The following is an 18,838-nucleotide window of genomic DNA, read 5'->3' as shown; positions in this document are numbered from 1 at the left end:
TGACAAGGTTTTCCCGCAGTGGGCACCATCCAGGCGGATCCCCACCGTTCAACATTCCAGAGTTTCTGACGATCGGGAGCCGGACAGATGGGCTAGTATCCGGGTGATGGTCGGATCCCGTGCCTCCCATGACCTACCCGCTGCATATCGCCTTGGTTTGGCACCAACACCAGCCCCTCTACAAAAGTCCGATAGCGGGTAAATATCGCATGCCTTGGGTGCGCCTACACGGGATCAAAGACTACCTCGACTTGGTTCTGCTGCTGGAGCGCTATCCTCGCCTGCACCAAACGGTCAACCTGGTGCCCTCTCTGATTGTGCAAATCGAAGACTACGTGGCCGGCTCCGCCTTCGATCCCTATTTGGAGCTGACTTTATCTCCTGTCGAAAAGCTGACCCCGGAGCAGCGGCGCTTCATTGTCGAGCGTTTCTTCGACAGCCATTACCCCACCATGATTGAGCCCTATCCCCGCTACCGCCAGCTCTACGAACAGCGGGAATCGCAGGGGATCAACTGGTGCCTACAGTACTGGACACCGCAAGACTTCAGCGACCTGCTGGCCTGGCACAACCTCTCCTGGTTCGATCCCCTCTTCCACGAGGATCCCGAGATCGAGGGCTGGATCAAGATGGGATCCGGCTTTACCCTGGCGGATCGGCAGCGGATCTATGCCAAGCAGCAGCAGATCCTGGCCGCCATCTTGCCCCAGCACGCCAAGCTGCAAGAGAGCGGCCAACTGGAGCTGACCACCAGCCCCTACACCCATCCCATCTTGCCCCTGCTGGTGAGCGAGCGCTCGGCGCGGGTGGCTCGGCCCGGCTTGCCCCTGCCCCGCTACCCCTTCCACTGGGAGCAGGATGTCCACAGCCAACTGGAGCGGGCCAAGCAGATCTACCGGGAGCGCTTTGGCCGCGAGCCGCGGGGTCTGTGGCCTTCGGAGCAATCCGTGAGCCCGGCCATTGTCCCCATCGTGCAAAAGCAGGGTTTTGAGTGGATCATCTCCGACGAGGGCGTGCTGGGCTGGAGCCTGGGCCAACCCTTTCATCGCGACGGGCAGGGCCATATCCTCGAGCCGGAAAAGCTCTATCGGCCCTACCGTCTGGAGAGCGAGGCAGGGGATCTGGCCATTGTCTTTCGGGATCACCGCCTCTCCGATTTGATCGGCTTCAGCTACAGCGCCATGCCCGCCGATGCTGCCGCCAAGGATCTCATCGGCCACCTGGAGAGCATCCGCAACCGCCTGCCCCAGGAACAGCCCTGGCTGGTCACCATCGCCCTAGATGGGGAAAATTGCTGGGAGTACTACCCCCAAGATGGCCGGCCCTTCCTGGAGAACCTCTATGCCCGCCTCAGCCAGCACCCGGCGCTGCGCTTGGTGACGGTTTCGGAGTTTTTGGACCAGTTTCCCCCTACGGAGTTTCTGCCAGCCGAACAACTGCACAGCGGCTCCTGGATTGAAGCTGACTTTACCACTTGGATCGGGGATCCCGTCAAAAACCGCGCCTGGGAGCTCCTGGCCCAAGCCCGCCAGGTCATTCAGGATCACCCTCACGCCAATCCCGAAGCCTGGGAAGCCCTCTGGGCCGCCGAGGGATCCGACTGGTTCTGGTGGTTTGGGGCGGGCCATTCCTCGGCCCACGATGCCGTTTTCGACCAGTTGTTTCGGGAACATCTGCAGGCCCTCTACACCGCTTTGGGAGAGGCCGTGCCGGCAGTGCTGCAGTTCCCTCTCGAGGATCACGATGGGCTGGGGGATCGCCTGCCGCAAGGATTTATCCACCCGGCCATCAACGGCCGCCCCGCCGAACGGGAGTGGAGCCAAGCCGGGCGGGTGGAGATCGGCGCCGCCCGCGGCACCATGCACCGCAACAGCGTCGTCCGCCGCCTCTGGTACGGGTTCGATCACTTCAACCTCTACCTGCGGCTGGATTTTAACTCGGTGGTGCAGCGGCCCAAGCAACTGCAGGTGCTGTGGTTTTACCCCAACTGCGTCACCGTCAACAGCCCCATTCCCCTCCAAGGGTTGCCGGCAGAAGCCCCCCTCAACTACCACTACCGCCACCTGTTGAAGCTATCGCTGCCGCCCCCCGGCACCGGCCAGCATCCCGCCCCTGTCGAGGCTCAGCTCTTGCAGGCAGGGGAGTACCACACCTGGCACGCCATCAGCCACCAAGTGAAAGCGGTGGTGGATGCCTGTTTGGAGGTGGCTATTCCTTGGAGCAATCTGGGCGCCCAGCCGGGACAAGAGCTGCAGTTCGTCATCGTGGCCGCCGATGGCGAGACCTTCCAGGAAGGGATCCCGCCCAAGGCCACCATCGCCCTGCGCAGGCCTTGAGCGGCTGGCCGTTGATCCTTAGAATCTCTGGTTATGCAGCGCGACCTCTACCCGCCCATCGAGCCTTACGATCACGGCTTTCTCCCCGTCTCTTCCCTGCACACCCTCTACTACGAGCAGTGCGGCAACCCAGACGGGAAGCCGGTGGTGTTTTTGCACGGAGGGCCCGGCGGCGGCATCGATCCCCTTTACCGGCAGTACTTCGAGCCCAGCCGCTGGCGGGTGGTGCTGTTCGATCAACGCGGCTGCGGCAAGAGCCGCCCCTACGCCGAGCTGCGGGAGAACACCACCTGGGATCTGGTGGCCGATATCGAAAAGCTGCGCCGGCACCTGGGCATTGAGCGCTGGTGGGTGTTCGGGGGCAGTTGGGGCAGCGCCCTCGCCTTGGCCTATGGGCAAACCCACCCCCAATCCTGCCTGGGGTTTATCTTGCGGGGCATTTTTCTGCTGCGCTCGTTTGAGATCCGCTGGTTCTACCAGTCGGGGGCCAGCTACCTGTTCCCCGATGCTTGGGAACATTACCTGGATCCCATCCCCCCCAACGAGCGGGATGACCTGCTGGCAGCCTACCACCGCCGCCTCAACGACCCCGATCCCCAGGTGCGCCTGAGGGCGGCCCGCGCCTGGGCCATCTGGGAGGCCAGCACCAGCAAGTTGATCCCCAGCCCTGAGCTCATCGAGCGCTTTGGCCGGGAAGAGTTTGCCGAGGCCTTTGCCCGCATCGAGTGCCATTACTTCGTCCACGGCGGCTTTCTGGATCCTGAAGATCAGCTCCTCAGGGGGGTGGAGCGCCTGCGCCATCTGCCGGCTGTCATTGTCCAGGGGCGCTACGATGTGGTCTGCCCCCCCATTTCCGCCTGGGAACTGCACCAGGCCTGGCCAGAGGCGGAGTTTCATCTCATTCCCGATGCCGGCCATTCCATCACCGAGCCCGGGATCCGCACCGCCCTGCTGCAGGCCACCGATCGCTGCGTTGGTCTGTGAGCCGCTGAGATAGGCCGGGTTGAGGATCCCAAGAGCTTGAAGAATTGCTACAGAAATGCCGGCAAAACCTTGGGATCTAGCCCCAAAGCACGGCCAAGCCTATCGACAGTTGGCGATTTTGGGTTTATCACTGAGGGAAGGGCGGTGCAAGCTGCCCGGTTGATGGCTTCCGCTGTCTCTCTCGGGCTGGTCGATCCATCCCAATGCTTTTGCGGATCTCAACTTGTTATTCTTCGCCGTTTCCAGGCTCGAACTATGCAGAAACCGAACACTCTGTTCAAGCTTGCCCTCGCCCTGCCCGCCTCCCTCCTGCTGGCAGATGCTGTTGTGGCCTACCCCTGTGACTCGGTTGGGGGTGAAGCTTACAACTTCTACAGCCCCACGGTTCAGGTTGACAGTTTCGGGGCTCAGGTGTCGCCTGCTGTCGTAGGCAACGGTTTCATCGGGGTTGCCATCGAAACGGTGGATGGACAGCCGGCTCAAGGCGCTATCAGCCGTCGCCTGTTCGGCCCTGCGCCTCGAGTTCAAGGGGTGCAGGTGGTTGGCCTGCTCCAGGATGGCCCGGCTCAACGAGCGGGTCTGGCCCAGGGGGATATTTTGATTGGGGTGGACGGGCAGCGGGTCACCTCGGTGCAACATGTGCAGCAAATTATCCAAAACACCCCCGTGGGCCAGCGGGTACCCATTACCTTCCGGCGCGGCGGACAAGTGCTATCGACGGTGGTTGTGGTCGGCGATGGCCGTGTGTTGCGCCCCTTGATGCTGCAGCAGCAGTGAGTGTTGCCAGGGATCCCTTGCTGAGCTCTCTGTGACTGCTGGACTAGGGACAGAGTGGGCAGTTTGGGTGGTTTGCGGCCTCAATGGGCTGCTGTTTTTAGCCTTGCTTGCCCTGATTCCTGTCCTCTTGAACCTGCGGTCGGCGCTCTGGGTTACGGAGCGGGCTATGGCTGATTGGCGGGAAGCCGCTGAGCGGGCTTTGGCTCCCACGCCGGCTGAGTTGCTGCGCCTGCGGGATCGGCTGCGGGAGAATCGCCATACCCTCGACCGCTGGCAGCGCCGTCTGCAGTTTTGGCAAGGGATCCGCAGGGTGGCTGTTTGGCTGGGGCGCAGGCTGTGAGGGGCATGGATACCCATCCCATCCGGCTGCAGGTGATGGCCAATGCGCTGGCGGGGATCGCCGAGGAGATGGGGGCGCGCCTCATCCGCGGTTCTTACTCGGCCAACATCAAGGAACGGCGGGATTGCTCGACAGCCCTGTTCGACGCCCAAGGGGCCTGTATTGCCCAGGCGGCCCACATTCCAGTTCACCTGGGAGCTCTCTCGGAGGCGGTGCGGGCGGTGGTGGCAGCCGGCCCGCGGCCCGGCGATGTGTTCGTCCTCAACGATCCCTACCAGGGGGGATCCCATCTGCCGGATATCACGGTGGTTACGGCCATCCCCGGCCTGCGGGATCCAGAACAGGTCTGTGCCTATGCGGTGAACCGCGCCCACCATGCCGATATTGGGGGGATGCGCCCCGGCTCCATGCCCGCCGACTCTACGGAAATCTGGCAGGAGGGGCTGGTGATCCCGCCGCTACGGCTGGCCCAGATGACCTCGACAGGGGAGCTGCGCTGGCAGGAGGATCTGCTGCGCCTGATCCTGGCCAATGTGCGCAACCCTGAGCAGCGGCGGGGAGATTTGCAGGCCCAGGTGGGGGCCAGCGCCGTGGGGGTGAGCCGGTTTGGCGAGCTGCTGGCCCGGTTCGGGGAAGAGGAGGCCTGGCAGTTGATTGCCGGGGTGATCGCCTACAGCCGACGGCGGATGCAGGCCCAGATCCGCGCTCTGCCCGATGGGATCTACACCGCCTGCGACTACCTGGAGGGCTACGGGGATCCGCCCGCGCCCATTGAGATCCGGGTGCAGGTAGAGGTCAAGGGGGAGAGGCTGCGGGTGGACTTCGCCGGCACAGCCCCGGCCACCGCGGGGAACCTGAACGCGCCTCTGGCCGTGACCCGCTCGGCGGTGCTCTTTGCCCTGCGCTGCCTGTTGGATCCCACTGCCCCCAGCAATGTCGGCCTGGAGGATCCCATCGAGATTGTGGCCCCGCCCGGCTGCCTGGTCAATGCCCAATTTCCGGCGGCGGTGGTGGCCGGCAACGTGGAAACCTCGCAGCGCATTGCCGATGTGGTGTTCAAAGCCCTGGCCCCGGTGGCCGGATCCCGTGCCATCGCCCAGGGGCAGGGCACCATGAACAACTGCGTGCTGGGCAACCGCCACTTCACCTACTACGAAACCCTGGGGGGCGGCCAGGGGGCCAGCCAGCAGCGACCAGGCCTGGATGGGGTGCACGTGGGCATGAGCAATACCCTCAACACCCCCATCGAAGCCCTGGAGCTGGAGTATCCCCTGCGGGTGCTGCGCTACGAGTTGCGCCCAGATTCCGGCGGCCATGGCCGCCAGCGGGGCGGGTGGGGGCTGATCCGCTCCATCCAGACCTTGCAAGATTGCACCCTCTCCCTGCTCACCGACCGGCGCCACCATGCCCCGCAAGGGGAAGAAGGCGGCGAACCTGGCCAGCTGGGGATCAACCTCGTCAACGGGAATCCCTTGCCCAGCAAGATCAGCCGCCCCCTGAAAGCCGGCGATGTGCTCACCCTCTACACCCCTGGCGGCGGGGCTTGGGGGTCCAGCGAGGAGGAGCAGGCACCCGAACCCACATAGCGCAGGCGAGCGAGAAACAACTGCTCGCAGCGGCGGAGCACATCATCGCGGCTGGCGAAGTGCTCCAGCCTTTGCACTTCTTGACCCTTCTCAAACAAAATTAAGGTCGGCAGCGAGCGCACCCGATAGCGGCGCGGCAGCCAAAAATTGTCGTCCACATTCACCCGCAGCACCTTGACCGCGCCGCCCCACTCTGCTGCGAGACGGTCGGTAATCGGCTGAATGAAGCGACACAGGCCACACCAAGGGGCACCAAAATCCACCAACACCAACCCGTCACTTGTCAAAAGTTCTTGATTAAAAGCATCTAAAGCAACTTGCAAGTTCATCACTCCCAGACTAAAGAAGTTGTTTGGGATCATGCTACCAGGCAACCCCGCTGGCTGCAGAAACCATTTGCGGATGAAAGGCATAAAGAATCACAACAAAGCTGAACACCCCCAGATAGGCCCAGCGCAGAAACTCTCGCGGTTGCAGGTGTTGTCGCCGCTGCAGAATGGCCAAGCCGGGGATCACAGAAGTACGGGCCTTGAGATCGCGGAAGGCCTGGCCGTATTTCCGCTCCAGACGGTGATCCCCGTGCCAGACGGCGAACAGGTGGTAGGCCACCAGCCCCAGGGAAGTGACCAGCATAAAACTGGAGCCAATCCAAAGGGAATGGGCCACACACCAGATCACCTGGCCCACCATTTGGGGGTGGCGGGTGATGCGGATGATCCCGGTCTCAAACAGGTGAATCTCCGGCTTGTGAATGGCAGCAATCTCCAGTAAGTTGAAGGTAGCCGGATACAAAAAGAAAAACGAGAGCGCCGACAAAAGAACAACGGTGGTGTGAATGCCGGGGACAGCATGGAGATCCCAGAGGATCACCCCGTCGTAGCGATGGTTCAAAAAGTAGATCAGCAACAGCGGAGCCAAGCTGAGGCTGACCAGCGCAAAAAGAAGGCGGTACAGACGGGATCCCAGCCAAGCTTCCCCCCAGGGGCGCAAGTGGGCCAGCCCACTGTGAGCACAGGCAAACCCCAAGATCATGCCCAACATGATCGCGTGGGATCTGTACCGGGCGAGCTCCGGCAGCAAGTGGTTGAAGAAAGTGGACAGCATCTTTTCGATGGCTCCTCTTCCGGTGTCGCTGTGACTTATGCTTAAAGATAAGTTACATTGGGCAACCTTCCGATGCTGAAACCTTTTTTTCTACGTTTTCTCGGCCTGCTCCTCTCGGTCACCCTGATGCTGGGCTGGGCGACCGCAAGCGCTCAGGCGGCCCGCCTCACCGGCAAGTACTACGAAGACAGCATGACCCTGATCCAAACCCTGCGCACCGTTCTCTCGGAAGCGGATCCCGTGATGAATCCAGAGGAGGCGCAGGTGGAAGCGATGGAGGCCATTCAAGAATTTGCAGGGCGCTACCATGGCCATCGCTACGACAAGCTGCAATCCTTTACGACTCTGCGCACCGTGTTCAACACCGTGGCCTCCCACTACCGCACCTCCAAGCGGCCTCTTGACCCAGAGAAGGTGGAGCGGGTGCTGATGCAACTGGATCGCGCTGAGCTGGCCTTGCGCCGCGAAGGTTAAGCTTTTCAGATCTCCCAGATCCAAATCACTGGGCGAGGCGCAGGATTACCTTGATGACAACCCGGTGGAGGCTGCTTTCGCCAAGCTCCAGATCGCCCCCCATTTCTCTCAGGAGCCGTTCGCTCACCCGCCAAGCAGCGCAACCCTTTGTTTGGATGGGCACATGGCACCGCCCTTCCAGATTCCACTCCAGGCACAGGCGCCCCTCCGCTGCTGCGATGGGATAGAGGTGTAGAGCCATCGAACCATAGCGTAGGGTGCGAATACCCCAGCGACACACCCCCAGCAGAGCCTGCACCAAACCGTGGGGATCCGCCCAAACCATAAGGCTGTCCGGGAGGGCGGGCAGCTCAGAGGCAGAAGGCGGTTGTAGGATCGGCCATTCGTAGCGAATGCCCTGATCCTGGGCCTGTAGGCGAGTTAGGCTGTACACATCCTGAAGGAGGGGACGGAGTCGGGTCGGCTTCGGTTGCAAGGGTTGAATGGGCAGGTCGTGGCGGGCCAGGCGGCTGTACTCCTCGAGCAACTGGATCAGGCGCTCCACCGCTTCTTTGGCACTTTGAAGGTACTCCCGCTCTTCTTCGCGGGAATCGCACAGATCGGACAGCACCAACTGCAGGGATCCCATCTGGCTGCTGAGGGGGTTGCGCAGCTCGTGGCCAATGCTGACGAGCAGCTCCTGCTGAAAGGCGCGCATCACCTCCGAGCGCTCAAACGCAAACTGCCAATCCACCGCCTCTTGCCTGACGGCAGCAGCGGCCTGCTGGGAGGGAGGATCGGGTTTTGCTGCGGGCAAGGGTTTCCTCCAGAGGTACTTCGGACAAAAGGTAGGAGATCCCGTTGATGTTCGAAGCAGGGCGTTCGGATGGAGAGCCTTGGGTTTTAGCTAGTTTGACAACGGCGCGCTCCTGGATCCTACCTTTTTCTTCCCAACTTTCTAGCCGACGAAGTGGGCGCTGACCACCCGCTCAATTCCGGCCAAATCCCGGTGGACTTGGATCTGCTGATAGCCGCCTCTGGCCTGCAACTGCTCCGCCACCCAAGGGGCTTGGCCTTGCATCACCTCCACCGCCCAAAAGGAGTTGGGGGCCAAGTAATCCGGTGCTTTTTGAATCAAAAGCCGCAAGTGCACCAGCCCATCTTCCCCGCCATCGAGGGCCTGTCGTGGCTCGTGCAGCCGTACCTCGGGCATGAGGTAGGCCAGCTCCCCGGTGGGGATATAGGGCGGGTTGGAAACCAGGCCACGCAGCCGACCTCGCCAGGGATCCAAAGGCGCAAACCAGGATCCCTGTAACAGCTTCACCCGTTCCTGCAGATGATAGTCCGCCACATTGGCTGCCGCAACGGCCAAAGCCTCTGGGCTCACGTCCACCGCTAGAAGCTGCAACTGGGGATGCCCCTGGGCCAAAGCGATGGCAATGGCCCCGCTGCCGGTGCCCAGGTCGGCAAAAGGGGATCCCGGCGGCAGCAGGTTAGACTGCAACCAAAGGGAGGCTTGCTCCACCAGCAGCTCGGTCTCCGGGCGCGGGATCAACACCGCTGGCGTTACCCGCAAGCTCAAACCTGCCCACTCTACCCTTCCCAGCAGGTACTGCAGGGGGATGCGCTCTGTCAGCCGGCGCCGCCACAGCTCCTCTACCTCCGCCAGCGGATCCCCCTGCAGCGTCGGGGGCCGACCCAGCAAGCGCTCCAACGATCCCCAGCCCAGCCGTTCCCTAAGCAGAAGTTCCACCTCCTGAGGAGGGATGCCGGCGGCTTGCGCCGCCTGCAGAGCCTGGGCACGCCAGGCCAGCAATTGCTGCACCAGCGCAGAGGGGGATCCCATCAGGAGCTAGGTCAACGCCGCTGAGGCTGGGGAGTGGCAGGTGGATTGGGCTGGGGAGTGGCAGAGCGAATTAACGATTGCACGTACTCCAGCGACGCGCGCGGCGGAATGAAAGCGATCTTCTGCACATCCTCCTGGGCGTCAGGGGCTAACATGCGCTCCACCACGATGGCCAGGGAAGTGACCTCGATCTGGGTTTTGCCGACCACCTCGGGGTTCTGCGCCGCCGCCCGGTCTAAAGCCCCCTTCAGGTCGTTGCGGTCGAAGAAGAAAGGCACCACCTCCTGGCCATCCTGCTCGATGGTCAGCAACCCCTCTCCCGAGCGGCCATAGAACAGCGGCACGCCGATCACTTCCGGCGGCACCTCCTGACCCGTTTCTTTCAGCACTTGCTTGGCCGCCTCCACATCAGCAGCCCGAGGCACCACCTCAAAGTACAGATTGCTATTCTTGGCCCGCTCTTCTTCCGACTTTTCGTAGGCGTAGCCCAAGGGAATGGGCACCACCTGGGCTTGCTGGCCCACCTCAGGGTTCTTGGCTTTCACCTGATCCAACGCTTGCTGGGCTTGGTTCTGATCCAGCCAGAAAGAAGCCACCTGGATGGTGCGACCCTCCCGCTCTACGTTAGCGACCACAGGGGTGCCGTTCTGAGACACAATGGCAAAAACCGGCACCAGATTCAGCCGCTCCGCCACTTCTTGACGACTCATGGGGGCTGCCACTGCCTGAGTCGAGAGGGGCCCCCCTTGAGCAAAAGTAGGAACTCCCCCCCAGATCACCCCCGCCAACCCCAGCAGGAGGGTGCTGCGAACTGCCGCTACGAACGCGGCCCGCCCGCCTGCCTGAGCTCTACGGCGGCAGAGGGATCCCAAAAGCGGCACTGCATTACCGCGCATCATTTTCATCTCTACTCCTGGCATCACGCCTTGTCTTCGTTGCTATTGGGTCAGATCCCTGAAACACTAACCGACGACCTCTGCCCAAGAGGAGCTGACCAAGCTCACCTTGCTCAACACAGCTCAGGCTGGCCATGCGGCGCACTCTTGGGACTTTGGGGACAGCGCCTGGCGAAGCTGGCCCTTGCTGACACTACGCCCCTCTACCCTTTTTGACGAGCGCCCCCTGGGCCACCCTAGAAGGCAAGGTTAAAGCATTTGCTCAACCCCTGTCGAGGGGTAAAGCCCTCGTTTTGGGTGGGGATCCCGCATCACCTCCTACTATATACGGAGTCTAACAAAGCGGATCCACACCAAATACAGATAGCCCCTCCATCCTCTGGCTGTAGAGTCTGGGCTGAGAAGGCAGGATCCTGGGAACGCGGCAGCGGCGTGGGGCGCCTGGGCTGAGGGCAAAGATCCCATCAGGCAAAGCTCTTGCTTCCCGATCCCGCTACTGACTGAGGTTCCGAAATGGGAAACAGACGGCCCTGCTCGACGGTAACTTGAACCCGCGTGCCCACCGGCAAAGCTTCCCGCGCCAGGGCGTGCAATTGCTTGCCCGTCTCTGTAACCAGACAATAGCGATACTCTCGCCCCAGAAACTGTCGATCCCGAATGGTAACTCTCCCCTGGGGATTGGGATGCAGACGTAACTCCTCCTGCCGGATCATCAGCTCTCCCTGGCGCAGATGGGGATCGGGCTGATCCCTCAAAGCCTGAAATGGGATGTGCAGCAGCCCCTCAGCTTGCCAACCGAACTCCCGCCGCTCACAGCGAAGAAAGTTGGCCTGGGCGATGAATTCCGCCACAAAGCGGGTAGCCGGCTCCCGATAGACTTCCTCCGGGGATCCCCATTGCTCAATACGCCCTTCCCGCATCACCGCCACCCAATCGGAAAGGCAGAGAGCCTCCTCTTGGTCGTGGGTAACGAAAATGGCCGAGGTCTGGGTTTGCTTGAGGATTTTGCGGATTTCTTCCCGCAAGTAGTAGCGCACCTGCACATCCAAGTTGCTCAACGGCTCATCCAAAAGGATTAGGCTGGGCTTGGGGGCCAGAGCTCGGGCCAGGGCCACCCGCTGCTGCTGCCCGCCTGAAAGTTCATGAGGATAGCGGTGGGCGTAGTCCTCTAGACCCACCAACCGCAACACCTCGTCAGCCCGTTCCCGCGCCTGTTGGGCAGCGCCTCCCACCTCAGCCGAGGAGGAGCGACTGCCGCCCCCCGCTGCCGACGCGAACAGGGCAGTGGGCCGGAGGCCAAACATCACATTGGCCAACACATCCAAGTGGGGAAACAGGGCAAAATCCTGAAACACCAGCCCCACCCCCCGCCGCTCCGGTGGGATCCACTGCCCCTCCCCGGCCACCACTCGCCCCCCCAGCAGGATCCGCCCGCTGTCTGGCTGCTCAAAGCCGGCAATGGTGCGCAATAAAGTGGTCTTCCCACAGCCCGATGGGCCGACAATCCCCAGAATGTCTCCCTGGGGCAGGCGAAACGCCACTTCCTGCAAAACCAACTGCCGCTGGCCGGGAAACCCCTTGCTGATGTGCTCAACCTCAAGAATGTAGGGAGAGTCCGTCCGGGCAGCGGTGGACGTCGAGGAAATCAAAAACTCGGCCATGATCGTTGTTGCAAAAGATTTTCACTATCTTTACCAGACTACCATACCTCAGATCCTTCCCGGCCCGACGCCAGTCAGCTAGAGGGCGGCGGAGAGGGATCGATGCCAGTCTTTCCTGTTTGCTTGGAGGGGCAGGCAGGAATTAGTGTTACACTGGGTTAACGAAGTTTCCCAGGCTCTGGTGGCGCTTATTCTCGACGGCGCATCCCAGAGTTTTATTGTGGATGAGTTTTGAGACCCAGTTTCCCGAACGTGCCCTGATTACGGGGGCCAGTCGAGGGATCGGCAAAGCAGTGGCCCTAGCCCTAGCTCGGCAGGGGGTGGCAGTTGCTCTGGTGGCCCGTTCCCATCCCGATTTGCTGGGGGTACAGGCGGAGATCCAGGCAAAGGGAGGAAAGGCGGAGGTTTTTCCCATCGACTTGGCCGACTTAAGAGCCCTGCCGCAGCGGTTGCAGGCTCTCCTGGATCAATTTGGTGTTTGTGATGTCTTGGTCAATAACGCCGGCATAGCCCATGTCGGGCCTTTGGCCACCTTATCTTTGTCCGATTGGCAGCGGGTGATCGACTTGAACCTGACGGCAGCTTTTCTCTGTGCCCAAGCCGTCCTGCCGGCGATGCGCCGGCAGCGCTGCGGCACGATTGTCAACATTATCTCCATTGCGGGCAAGCGAGCCTTTCCCAATTGGGGGGCTTACTGCGCCAGTAAGTTTGGCCTGCTGGGCTTTTCTCAAGCCCTGGCCGCAGAGGAACGGCAGCATGGCATTCGGGTGACCAGCCTGTGTCCCGGAGCTGTGGATACACCTCTTTGGGATACAGTTCAGGTCGATTTCGACCGTTCCAAAATGCTCTCGCCGGAGTGGGTGGCGGACTTGATTGCCCACATCGTTCGCCTGCCCAAGGGTGCCGTGGTGGAAGATCTGACCCTCATGCCGGCAGCAGGGGCCTTTTAGGCCGGGCTGGAGCTGGCTTTTCCTGTAACGGCCTTTGTGACTGAGCTTTTGAGGAGATCTGCCTGCACCGCCTCCCTCGACAAGTTCCTTCAACCCTTCGTTCAACCCAAGGAATATCCTGCTATGACTCTTGCCAAGCCTGGATCCGGTGCCGAGTTTCGACTCAACGACAAAGCCAACCTGAAGTCTCGCCTTGTCCGAGATCTGTCCCATGCGGCGGGGCAAGAGCCCGAGGGCTCAGAGAGCCTGGATCCGGCGATGGTAGCGGCAGTGGAGACGTTGCTGCGGGGAATTGGGGAGGATCCGCAGCGGGAGGGCCTCAAGAAAACGCCGGAGCGGGTGGTGGCCGCCCTGAAATTTTTGACCAGCGGCTATCGGCAGTCCCTGGAAGATCTCATCAACGGCGCCATCTTCGACGAGGGCCACGACGAGATGGTGCTGCTGCGGGATATTACTTTGTTCAGCCTCTGCGAGCACCACCTCTTGCCCTTTATCGGCAAGGCCCATGTTGCCTACATCCCCCGCCAAAAGGTGGTGGGCCTGAGCAAGATCGCCCGCATTGTCGAGATGTACTCCCGCCGCCTGCAGGTTCAGGAGCGCCTTACCCGCCAGATCGCGGAAGCTTTGATGACCATGCTGGATCCCTATGGGGTGGGGGTGGTTATCGAGGCTACCCACATGTGCATGGTGATGCGGGGGGTGCAAAAGCCGGGCTCTTGGACGGTCACCAGCTCGATGGTGGGGGTGTTCCAGGAGGATCCCCGCACGCGGGAGGAGTTTTTGAGCCTCATTCGCCACCCGTCCAACCTTTAAGGATGCCGCGGCGCTTTGCCGGCAAGAAAGCTAATCCTCTGCTCTGGCTGGGCATACTAGCTTAAAATCGACGCAGATCCTGCCAGAAGCGAGGCCTGTTATGAGCGAGGTTAGCCCCGAAAATCAATTTCCCACCGACTTAGACTCCGGTTGGAAGCCGCCGACCCCGCCTGTTATCCAGCGCCCCGCGCGTGCGGCCGCGCAAGCGCCCTCGGCAGAACCCCCAACCCAGCTAGATCCGGTGCTGGGCAGGGCTGCTCCTCCCCCTGTCGGGAGCGGATCCCGTCCTGTCCCCAGCGCCCCCAAGCCCATCTTGGGCCGGCCCGTCCCCCCAGATGTGGCCGTCGCCCCCCCGCAGACGCCGGTGCCCATGCCGGGCCCTGCCACTCCCCCGCAGATGTCTCCGCCCCCTCCAGCTCCTGCTGCCCGGCCTCAGGTGTCTCCCCCCAGCCCCGGTTCGGCTGCTCCGCCTTTTGGGCCGCCGGCTCGCCCCACGGCTGCTGGACGGATCCCGGTGGCCGCCGCTGCTCCTAAGTCTGCCCCCGCTGGACCGACGCTGCGCCAACTGGTGCAGGAAGCCTACGAAAAAGGCTACTCGGATATTCACCTGGGGGTGGGAGAGGTGCCCCGTTTCCGGGATCGGGGGCAAATTGTGATAGGCAACTACCCGGTCACCACCACCGAGGTGTTCTATAGCTGGCTGCGGGAAAGCCTGCCGGAGAACCAAATCCGCCAGTTTGAGGAGTGCCTGGAGCTGGATACCGCTATCCAGTACGAGGGCTTGGTGCGCTGCCGGGTTAACTGCTTTGTTTCTCTGCTAGGGCCTGCCATGGTGCTGCGCCTGATCCCGCTCAAGATCTTGACGCTGGAGCAGTTGCGGGCGCCGGAGGTGCTCAAGCGCATTGCCGAGGAGCACAAGGGCCTGGTACTGGTGACAGGCCCCACCGGCTCCGGGAAGTCCACAACCCTGGCGGCGATGGTGGACTACATCAACTCCAACTTTGCTAAGCACATCATCTCGATTGAGGATCCCATCGAGTTCGTCCACCAGAGTAAGAAATCGCTGGTGCGGCAGCGGGAGGTCGGCATCCACACCCTGGAGTTTGCCAACGCCCTCAAGGCTTCGCTGCGGGAAGATCCGGACATCATCCTCATCGGGGAGATGCGGGATCGCGAAACCGTGGATACGGCTCTCAAGGCCGGCCAGACGGGCCACCTGGTGTTTGGAACCCTGCACACCAACAGCGCCGTCCGCACCATCGAGCGTCTCTTGGGGATCTACCGGCCAGAGGAGCAGGAGCCAATGCGTCTGCAACTGGCCGAGACTCTAGTAGCAATTATTGCCCAGACGCTGGTGCGCACCACCGACGGCAAGCGCACCGCTGCCCACGAGATTATGCGCAACACCGATGCCATCCGCGACTACATCAAACGGGGTGCCGTGGACGAGATCGAGGAGCTGATTGCCGACGGCTCCTACGAGGGGATGTGTACCATGAACCAGTCGCTGTTTCGGCTCTACCAAGAGGGGCGCATTACAGAGGAGGTGTGTCTGGAGGCGGCTCCGCGGCGCAACGAGATGGCCCAATGGCTGCGGGGGCGCATCTGAGGTCGCTGCCCCGCAGGGTGGGTGCTTGAGGGAAAGCTCGCCCTATCCTAAACTGAGAGCAAGCGGCAAGGCTGGCTTTCTGGGCCATATTCTCATCTCCTGAGCCGAGCTTTGGCTTGCGGGATGGGTGCCGGATTGGTGAACAAATTGAATTGAAAGCAAGTTAGCAAACAGGAGAATTCCTACCGTGAGCGTGATCAACCAGATCATCGAGACCGCGGACGACCAACTGCGCTATCTCTCCGTCAGCGAACTGCAAGCTATCAAAGATTACATGAGCAGCGGCGAGAAGCGTTTGCAGATCGCTCAGGTGTTAACTGAGAACAAAAAACGCATTATCGATCAGGCGCAGAAGCAGCTATTTGCCAAGCGACCCGAATACATACAACCCGGCGGCAATGCCTACGGCGAAAAGCGCTATAACCAGTGCCTGCGGGACTACGACTGGTATCTCCGCCTGGTGACCTATGGCATCATTGCCGGCAGCAAAGAGCCGATCGAGTCCATCGGCTTGATAGGGGTGCGGGAGATGTACAATGCCCTCAACGTGCCCATTGCCGGTATGATCGATGCGATCGTGTTCTTGAAGGAAGCAGCCCTCAGCCTGCTGGATCCGGACTCCGCCGCCGAGGCTGCCCCCTATTTCGACTACATCATCAATGCCATGAGCTAGCTCGCCTCTCTTGAGGAGGGAGGCCGGTCTGGGCGGTGGAGAGGCAAGCTTTGGTGGTCTTGCTGCCTACAGAGATGCCAGGGCGGTGCGGGCGTGGGCGGCCACCTGCTCTTGGGGATCCTGGGCCAGCCGGGTTAGGCCGGGGCGGGCGGCTTCGGTGCCGAGCTGGGCTAGAGCAATGCAGACGCGGTAGCGCAACTGCCAATCGTCCGAATCGATGAGGGGCTCCAAATGGGGGATGGCCCGCGGATCCCCTAGATCTCCCAGGGCAGCGGCAGCGGCTGTTGTTAGCAGCTCGTCTCCTTCCTGTAAAACCTGCACTAGGGTGTCGAAGGCGGCGGGGTTGCCCAGCTCGCCCAGCGCGGCGACAATGCTAAAGCGCACCAGCCACTCCGTCTCTCGCCGGTAAGCCTCTAGCAGATCGTCTAGGGCCTGTGGCTGCTTCAGATCCCCCAGGGCGGCGGCGGCGGCAGCCCGCACATCGAACTCGGGGTCCTCTCGCAAAAACTGTTGCAGAATCGGCAAAAGGGCAGCCGGGTCGACACCTGCGCCGGAGAGCGTGCCCAATTGGCTAATGGCGGCATAGCGGACGCGGGCATTCTCGTCGGTTACAGCTCGCTGCAACAGCGTCAAGGCTTCGGTCGCGGGGAGCTCTCTGGCCTTGTTGACGGCGCGCAGCCGATCCCCCAAGTTCTGAGAGCTCAACAGCTCCAGCAAGGCCGGCAGATCCCCAGAAGTTGTCGTCATCTCCTTTTCTCCCCCTAACCCGGCTATAGCAAAGGACGAAAAGCCGATGTTATCATTCTGAGGCAGTGCATCCAGTTTTTGTGAACTTATGGCCTTACTGCAGCAAGAGAAGCAGGAGATTATCGAGACCTACCGACTTCACGACACTGACACCGGCTCTGCCGAGGTACAAGTTGCTCTTCTAACCAGCCGTATCAACCAACTCTCGCAGCACCTTCAGAAAAACCCGAAAGATTTCAACTCGCGCCGCGGCCTAATGATGATGATCGGTCGGCGTAAGCGGCTGCTCAACTACATTGCCAAACGTTCTCCCGACCGCTTCCGGGAGCTGGCCGAACGGTTGAACATTCGGGTGAAAAAGTAGGCAGCTAGCTAAATCACTGTCGGAGAGCTACCTTCGTGGGCAAGTCCAGCCGCTATTCCAAAGCCTCCCGCCGCCGCTCCAGCTCTACCCCTGCTCAGGTGGAGACGCAACCGACCCAAAGAGAGCCGGTTGCTGTCATTCCCCCTGAGGTCAGCCGGCGTATGGTGCGGCGGATCTTGGTCTTTTCCGGGATCCCTTCTGGCCTTGGCTTGAGCAGCTTTTTTGTCAATTACTATCTCTTAACCAACCATGTGATAGCCCTGCCCCCCTACTTTACTTTGGTGGAGTCGCTGGCCTTTTTCGGCCTTGGCTTTTTGGGCATTAGCTACGGCGTGTTCTCGGCTTCTTGGGATCCAGAGCCGGGATCCCTGCTGGGGATTGACGAGTTCCGCCGCAACCTAGGCAATGTTTTCAAGCAATGGCGCGAGTTGTCTGACCCTTCTAAGCCGTCGGAAGCTGACGAATCCTAGATTTTGCTCTCTCCCCCAGCCCCGTTATCCCCCATACGTTACATTCCGCTCGGTGGTGCGGAATTGCAGGATCGTCAGGCCCACCACAATTAAGAAGAGCACAATGGATTGGGCGGCTGCCCTGCCCAAATTGCCTGACGATACGCCAATCTTGTAGATCTCGTACATCAACACCGAGGTGGATCCGGAAGGGCCGCCGGCAGTCAGCAAATCAATGGTGCCGAAAATATCGAAAAAGGCGTAGGTCATGTTGGTGATCACCAAAAAGAAGGTGATGGGGGAAAGCAGCGGTAGAGTGATGGAAAAGAAGCGGCGAAGGGCCCCCGCCCCATCGATGGCAGCCGCCTCCTGCAAATCTTTAGGCAGGTTTTGCAGCCCAGCCAGATAAAACAAAATGTTGTAGCCCATTTGCTTCCAAACGCTGGCAAAGATCACCACCCAAGGGGCTAAATTGGGATCGCTCAGCCAGTTCAAACGTGGGATCCCTACTAACCCCAGCAAGTAGTTGGCTACGCCGCCCAAGGGGTTGAAGATAATGAAAAAGATGATACCGGCCACTGCTGGCGAAATGGCGTAGGGCCAGATCAGCAAGATGCGATAGATTGCCGCCCCGCGGATGGGCTGGTAGGCCAGCGTGGCAATCAACAGGGATCCGCTCAGCCCCAACACCACGATGGCCGCCGAAATGGCGAAGGTAATCCCCAGGCTGCGCAGATAGGTGGCATCCGTCAGCAGAGCGGTAAAGTTGTCCACACAGACGAAGCGGCTGCGCGGCGCGCCCACAAAGGTGAGCAGGGTGGAGAGGCGCAGGGTATCCAGCCCTGGATAGTAGAGAAACACCACCAAAATGGCGAAGGTGGGCAACAAGAGCAGCCAGGCCAGCCACCCCTGCTTGAAGATACCCCTCTCTTGGGGAGCTGCACTGGGGATCCCCAGGCGGCGCTCCTGCTCCTTCTGCGTCCACGCCAACAGCGGCCAGAGGGGAATGGCCATGCCCGCCAGCACCAGCCCCACGCCAAAGGCCATGTCGATGGCCTTGCGCTCCGGCTCAAAAGTGCAAAAATCCAGGGGCGCCATAAAAATCAGGGATCCCAGCCCTCCTGCTAGGCCCCCCAGCACTGCCCCCACCGGCACAGGCCACTCGATGCGTCGAAAACGGAGCCCCATCCAGAGGGATCCCAGCAACCCCGCCAACAGCGGCACCAACACTTGGACGAATCCCAACATCG

At 61.3% G+C, this 18,838-nt stretch carries 20 protein-coding genes; 12 read left to right on the top strand and 8 right to left on the bottom strand.

The genetic code is table 11. The features are described from left to right. Nucleotides 1-128 precede the first annotated feature (128 nt). The 5 genes from GG26_RS03540 to GG26_RS03520 all read left to right on the top strand — a co-directional run bounded on the left by GG26_RS03540 (nucleotide 129) and on the right by GG26_RS03520 (nucleotide 6,023). The gene (locus tag GG26_RS03540) at nucleotides 129-2,336 is read left to right on the top strand and encodes a glycoside hydrolase (protein WP_099812693.1); all 2,208 of its coding nucleotides are present in this window, start codon (nucleotides 129-131) and stop codon (nucleotides 2,334-2,336) included. A 33-nt stretch (nucleotides 2,337-2,369) separates the two neighbouring features. Beyond that, nucleotides 2,370-3,320 (top strand): prolyl aminopeptidase, encoded by a 951-nt coding sequence (gene pip / locus GG26_RS03535; protein ID WP_011431576.1) that lies wholly within the window; start codon nucleotides 2,370-2,372, stop codon nucleotides 3,318-3,320. Between the two features lie 255 nt (nucleotides 3,321-3,575). After that, nucleotides 3,576-4,097 (top strand): PDZ domain-containing protein, encoded by a 522-nt coding sequence (locus tag GG26_RS03530; RefSeq protein ID WP_414388904.1) that lies wholly within the window; start codon nucleotides 3,576-3,578, stop codon nucleotides 4,095-4,097. A 31-nt stretch (nucleotides 4,098-4,128) separates the two neighbouring features. Then, complete coding sequence (locus tag GG26_RS03525; protein WP_011431574.1) at nucleotides 4,129-4,437, top strand: hypothetical protein; 309 nt, start codon at nucleotides 4,129-4,131, stop codon at nucleotides 4,435-4,437. Nucleotides 4,438-4,442: 5 nt separating this feature from the next. After that, nucleotides 4,443-6,023, top strand: coding sequence for a hydantoinase B/oxoprolinase family protein (locus GG26_RS03520; protein ID WP_414388902.1), 1,581 nt, complete (start codon nucleotides 4,443-4,445; stop codon nucleotides 6,021-6,023). Here the strand turns inward: GG26_RS03520 and GG26_RS03515 are convergent. Both GG26_RS03515 and GG26_RS03510 read right to left on the bottom strand, forming a co-directional pair. Further along, the gene (locus GG26_RS03515; RefSeq protein ID WP_011431572.1) at nucleotides 5,960-6,352 is read right to left on the bottom strand and encodes a thioredoxin family protein; all 393 of its coding nucleotides are present in this window, start codon (nucleotides 6,350-6,352) and stop codon (nucleotides 5,960-5,962) included. The genes GG26_RS03520 and GG26_RS03515 overlap by 64 nt on opposite strands. A 34-nt stretch (nucleotides 6,353-6,386) precedes the next feature. Beyond that, complete coding sequence (locus GG26_RS03510) at nucleotides 6,387-7,127, bottom strand: NnrU family protein (protein ID WP_049749798.1); 741 nt, start codon at nucleotides 7,125-7,127, stop codon at nucleotides 6,387-6,389. A gap of 72 nt (nucleotides 7,128-7,199) precedes the next feature. On the opposite strand from GG26_RS03510, the gene psb27 reads away from it, so the two are divergent. After that, nucleotides 7,200-7,601 (top strand): photosystem II protein Psb27, encoded by a 402-nt coding sequence (gene psb27, locus GG26_RS03505; RefSeq protein ID WP_011431570.1) that lies wholly within the window; start codon nucleotides 7,200-7,202, stop codon nucleotides 7,599-7,601. Between the two features lie 25 nt (nucleotides 7,602-7,626). Here the strand turns inward: psb27 and GG26_RS03500 are convergent, their stop codons facing one another. From GG26_RS03500 to GG26_RS03485, 4 genes are all read right to left on the bottom strand, one after another. Next, a complete protein-coding gene (locus GG26_RS03500) occupies nucleotides 7,627-8,397 on the bottom strand; it encodes a sensor histidine kinase (RefSeq protein WP_011431569.1) in 771 nt (256 codons plus the stop codon). 141 nt (nucleotides 8,398-8,538) lie between these two features. Beyond that, nucleotides 8,539-9,426: a peptide chain release factor N(5)-glutamine methyltransferase gene (prmC, locus tag GG26_RS03495; RefSeq protein WP_041438671.1), complete on the bottom strand. Its 888-nt coding sequence runs from the start codon at nucleotides 9,424-9,426 to the stop codon at nucleotides 8,539-8,541. 11 nt (nucleotides 9,427-9,437) lie between these two features. Beyond that, nucleotides 9,438-10,325, bottom strand: a complete 888-nt coding sequence (locus tag GG26_RS03490; RefSeq protein WP_414388898.1) for a Tic22 family protein — start codon at nucleotides 10,323-10,325, stop codon at nucleotides 9,438-9,440. A gap of 461 nt (nucleotides 10,326-10,786) precedes the next feature. After that, a complete protein-coding gene (locus GG26_RS03485; RefSeq protein WP_011431566.1) occupies nucleotides 10,787-11,983 on the bottom strand; it encodes an ABC transporter ATP-binding protein in 1,197 nt (398 codons plus the stop codon). 224 nt (nucleotides 11,984-12,207) lie between these two features. On the opposite strand from GG26_RS03485, the gene GG26_RS03480 reads away from it, so the two are divergent. The 4 genes from GG26_RS03480 to apcD all read left to right on the top strand — a co-directional run bounded on the left by GG26_RS03480 (nucleotide 12,208) and on the right by apcD (nucleotide 16,028). Beyond that, nucleotides 12,208-12,933, top strand: a complete 726-nt coding sequence (locus tag GG26_RS03480) for an SDR family oxidoreductase (RefSeq protein WP_099812698.1) — start codon at nucleotides 12,208-12,210, stop codon at nucleotides 12,931-12,933. Nucleotides 12,934-13,056: 123 nt separating this feature from the next. Continuing rightward, nucleotides 13,057-13,746, top strand: coding sequence for a GTP cyclohydrolase I FolE (folE, locus tag GG26_RS03475; RefSeq protein ID WP_099812699.1), 690 nt, complete (start codon nucleotides 13,057-13,059; stop codon nucleotides 13,744-13,746). Nucleotides 13,747-14,116: 370 nt separating this feature from the next. Continuing rightward, nucleotides 14,117-15,355, top strand: coding sequence for a type IV pilus twitching motility protein PilT (locus GG26_RS03470; protein WP_369781494.1), 1,239 nt, complete (start codon nucleotides 14,117-14,119; stop codon nucleotides 15,353-15,355). Nucleotides 15,356-15,542: 187 nt separating this feature from the next. Continuing rightward, on the top strand, nucleotides 15,543-16,028 hold the full coding sequence (gene apcD, locus GG26_RS03465) for an allophycocyanin subunit alpha-B (RefSeq protein ID WP_011431562.1): 486 nt from the start codon (nucleotides 15,543-15,545) through the stop codon (nucleotides 16,026-16,028). A gap of 66 nt (nucleotides 16,029-16,094) precedes the next feature. Here the strand turns inward: apcD and GG26_RS03460 are convergent, their stop codons facing one another. Further along, nucleotides 16,095-16,775, bottom strand: a complete 681-nt coding sequence (locus GG26_RS03460; RefSeq protein WP_011431561.1) for a HEAT repeat domain-containing protein — start codon at nucleotides 16,773-16,775, stop codon at nucleotides 16,095-16,097. An 88-nt stretch (nucleotides 16,776-16,863) separates the two neighbouring features. On the opposite strand from GG26_RS03460, the gene rpsO reads away from it, so the two are divergent. Both rpsO and GG26_RS03450 read left to right on the top strand, forming a co-directional pair. After that, nucleotides 16,864-17,139 carry a 30S ribosomal protein S15 gene (gene rpsO / locus GG26_RS03455; RefSeq protein ID WP_011431560.1) on the top strand — a complete coding sequence of 92 codons (276 nt, stop codon included), beginning with the start codon at nucleotides 16,864-16,866 and terminating at the stop codon, nucleotides 17,137-17,139. A 35-nt stretch (nucleotides 17,140-17,174) separates the two neighbouring features. After that, nucleotides 17,175-17,609, top strand: coding sequence for a PAM68 family protein (locus GG26_RS03450; RefSeq protein ID WP_011431559.1), 435 nt, complete (start codon nucleotides 17,175-17,177; stop codon nucleotides 17,607-17,609). A gap of 24 nt (nucleotides 17,610-17,633) precedes the next feature. Here the strand turns inward: GG26_RS03450 and GG26_RS03445 are convergent, their stop codons facing one another. Further along, a complete protein-coding gene (locus GG26_RS03445) occupies nucleotides 17,634-18,836 on the bottom strand; it encodes a carbohydrate ABC transporter permease (protein WP_414388894.1) in 1,203 nt (400 codons plus the stop codon). Nucleotides 18,837-18,838 lie beyond the last annotated feature (2 nt).

The organism is Synechococcus sp. 'PEA 65AY6A-5F PE A' (genome assembly GCF_047462575.1).
Classification (GTDB): domain Bacteria; phylum Cyanobacteriota; class Cyanobacteriia; order Thermostichales; family Thermostichaceae; genus Thermostichus.
The sequence above is the reverse complement of the archived record's forward strand: the minus strand, read 5'-3'. Positions and strand labels throughout refer to the sequence as shown.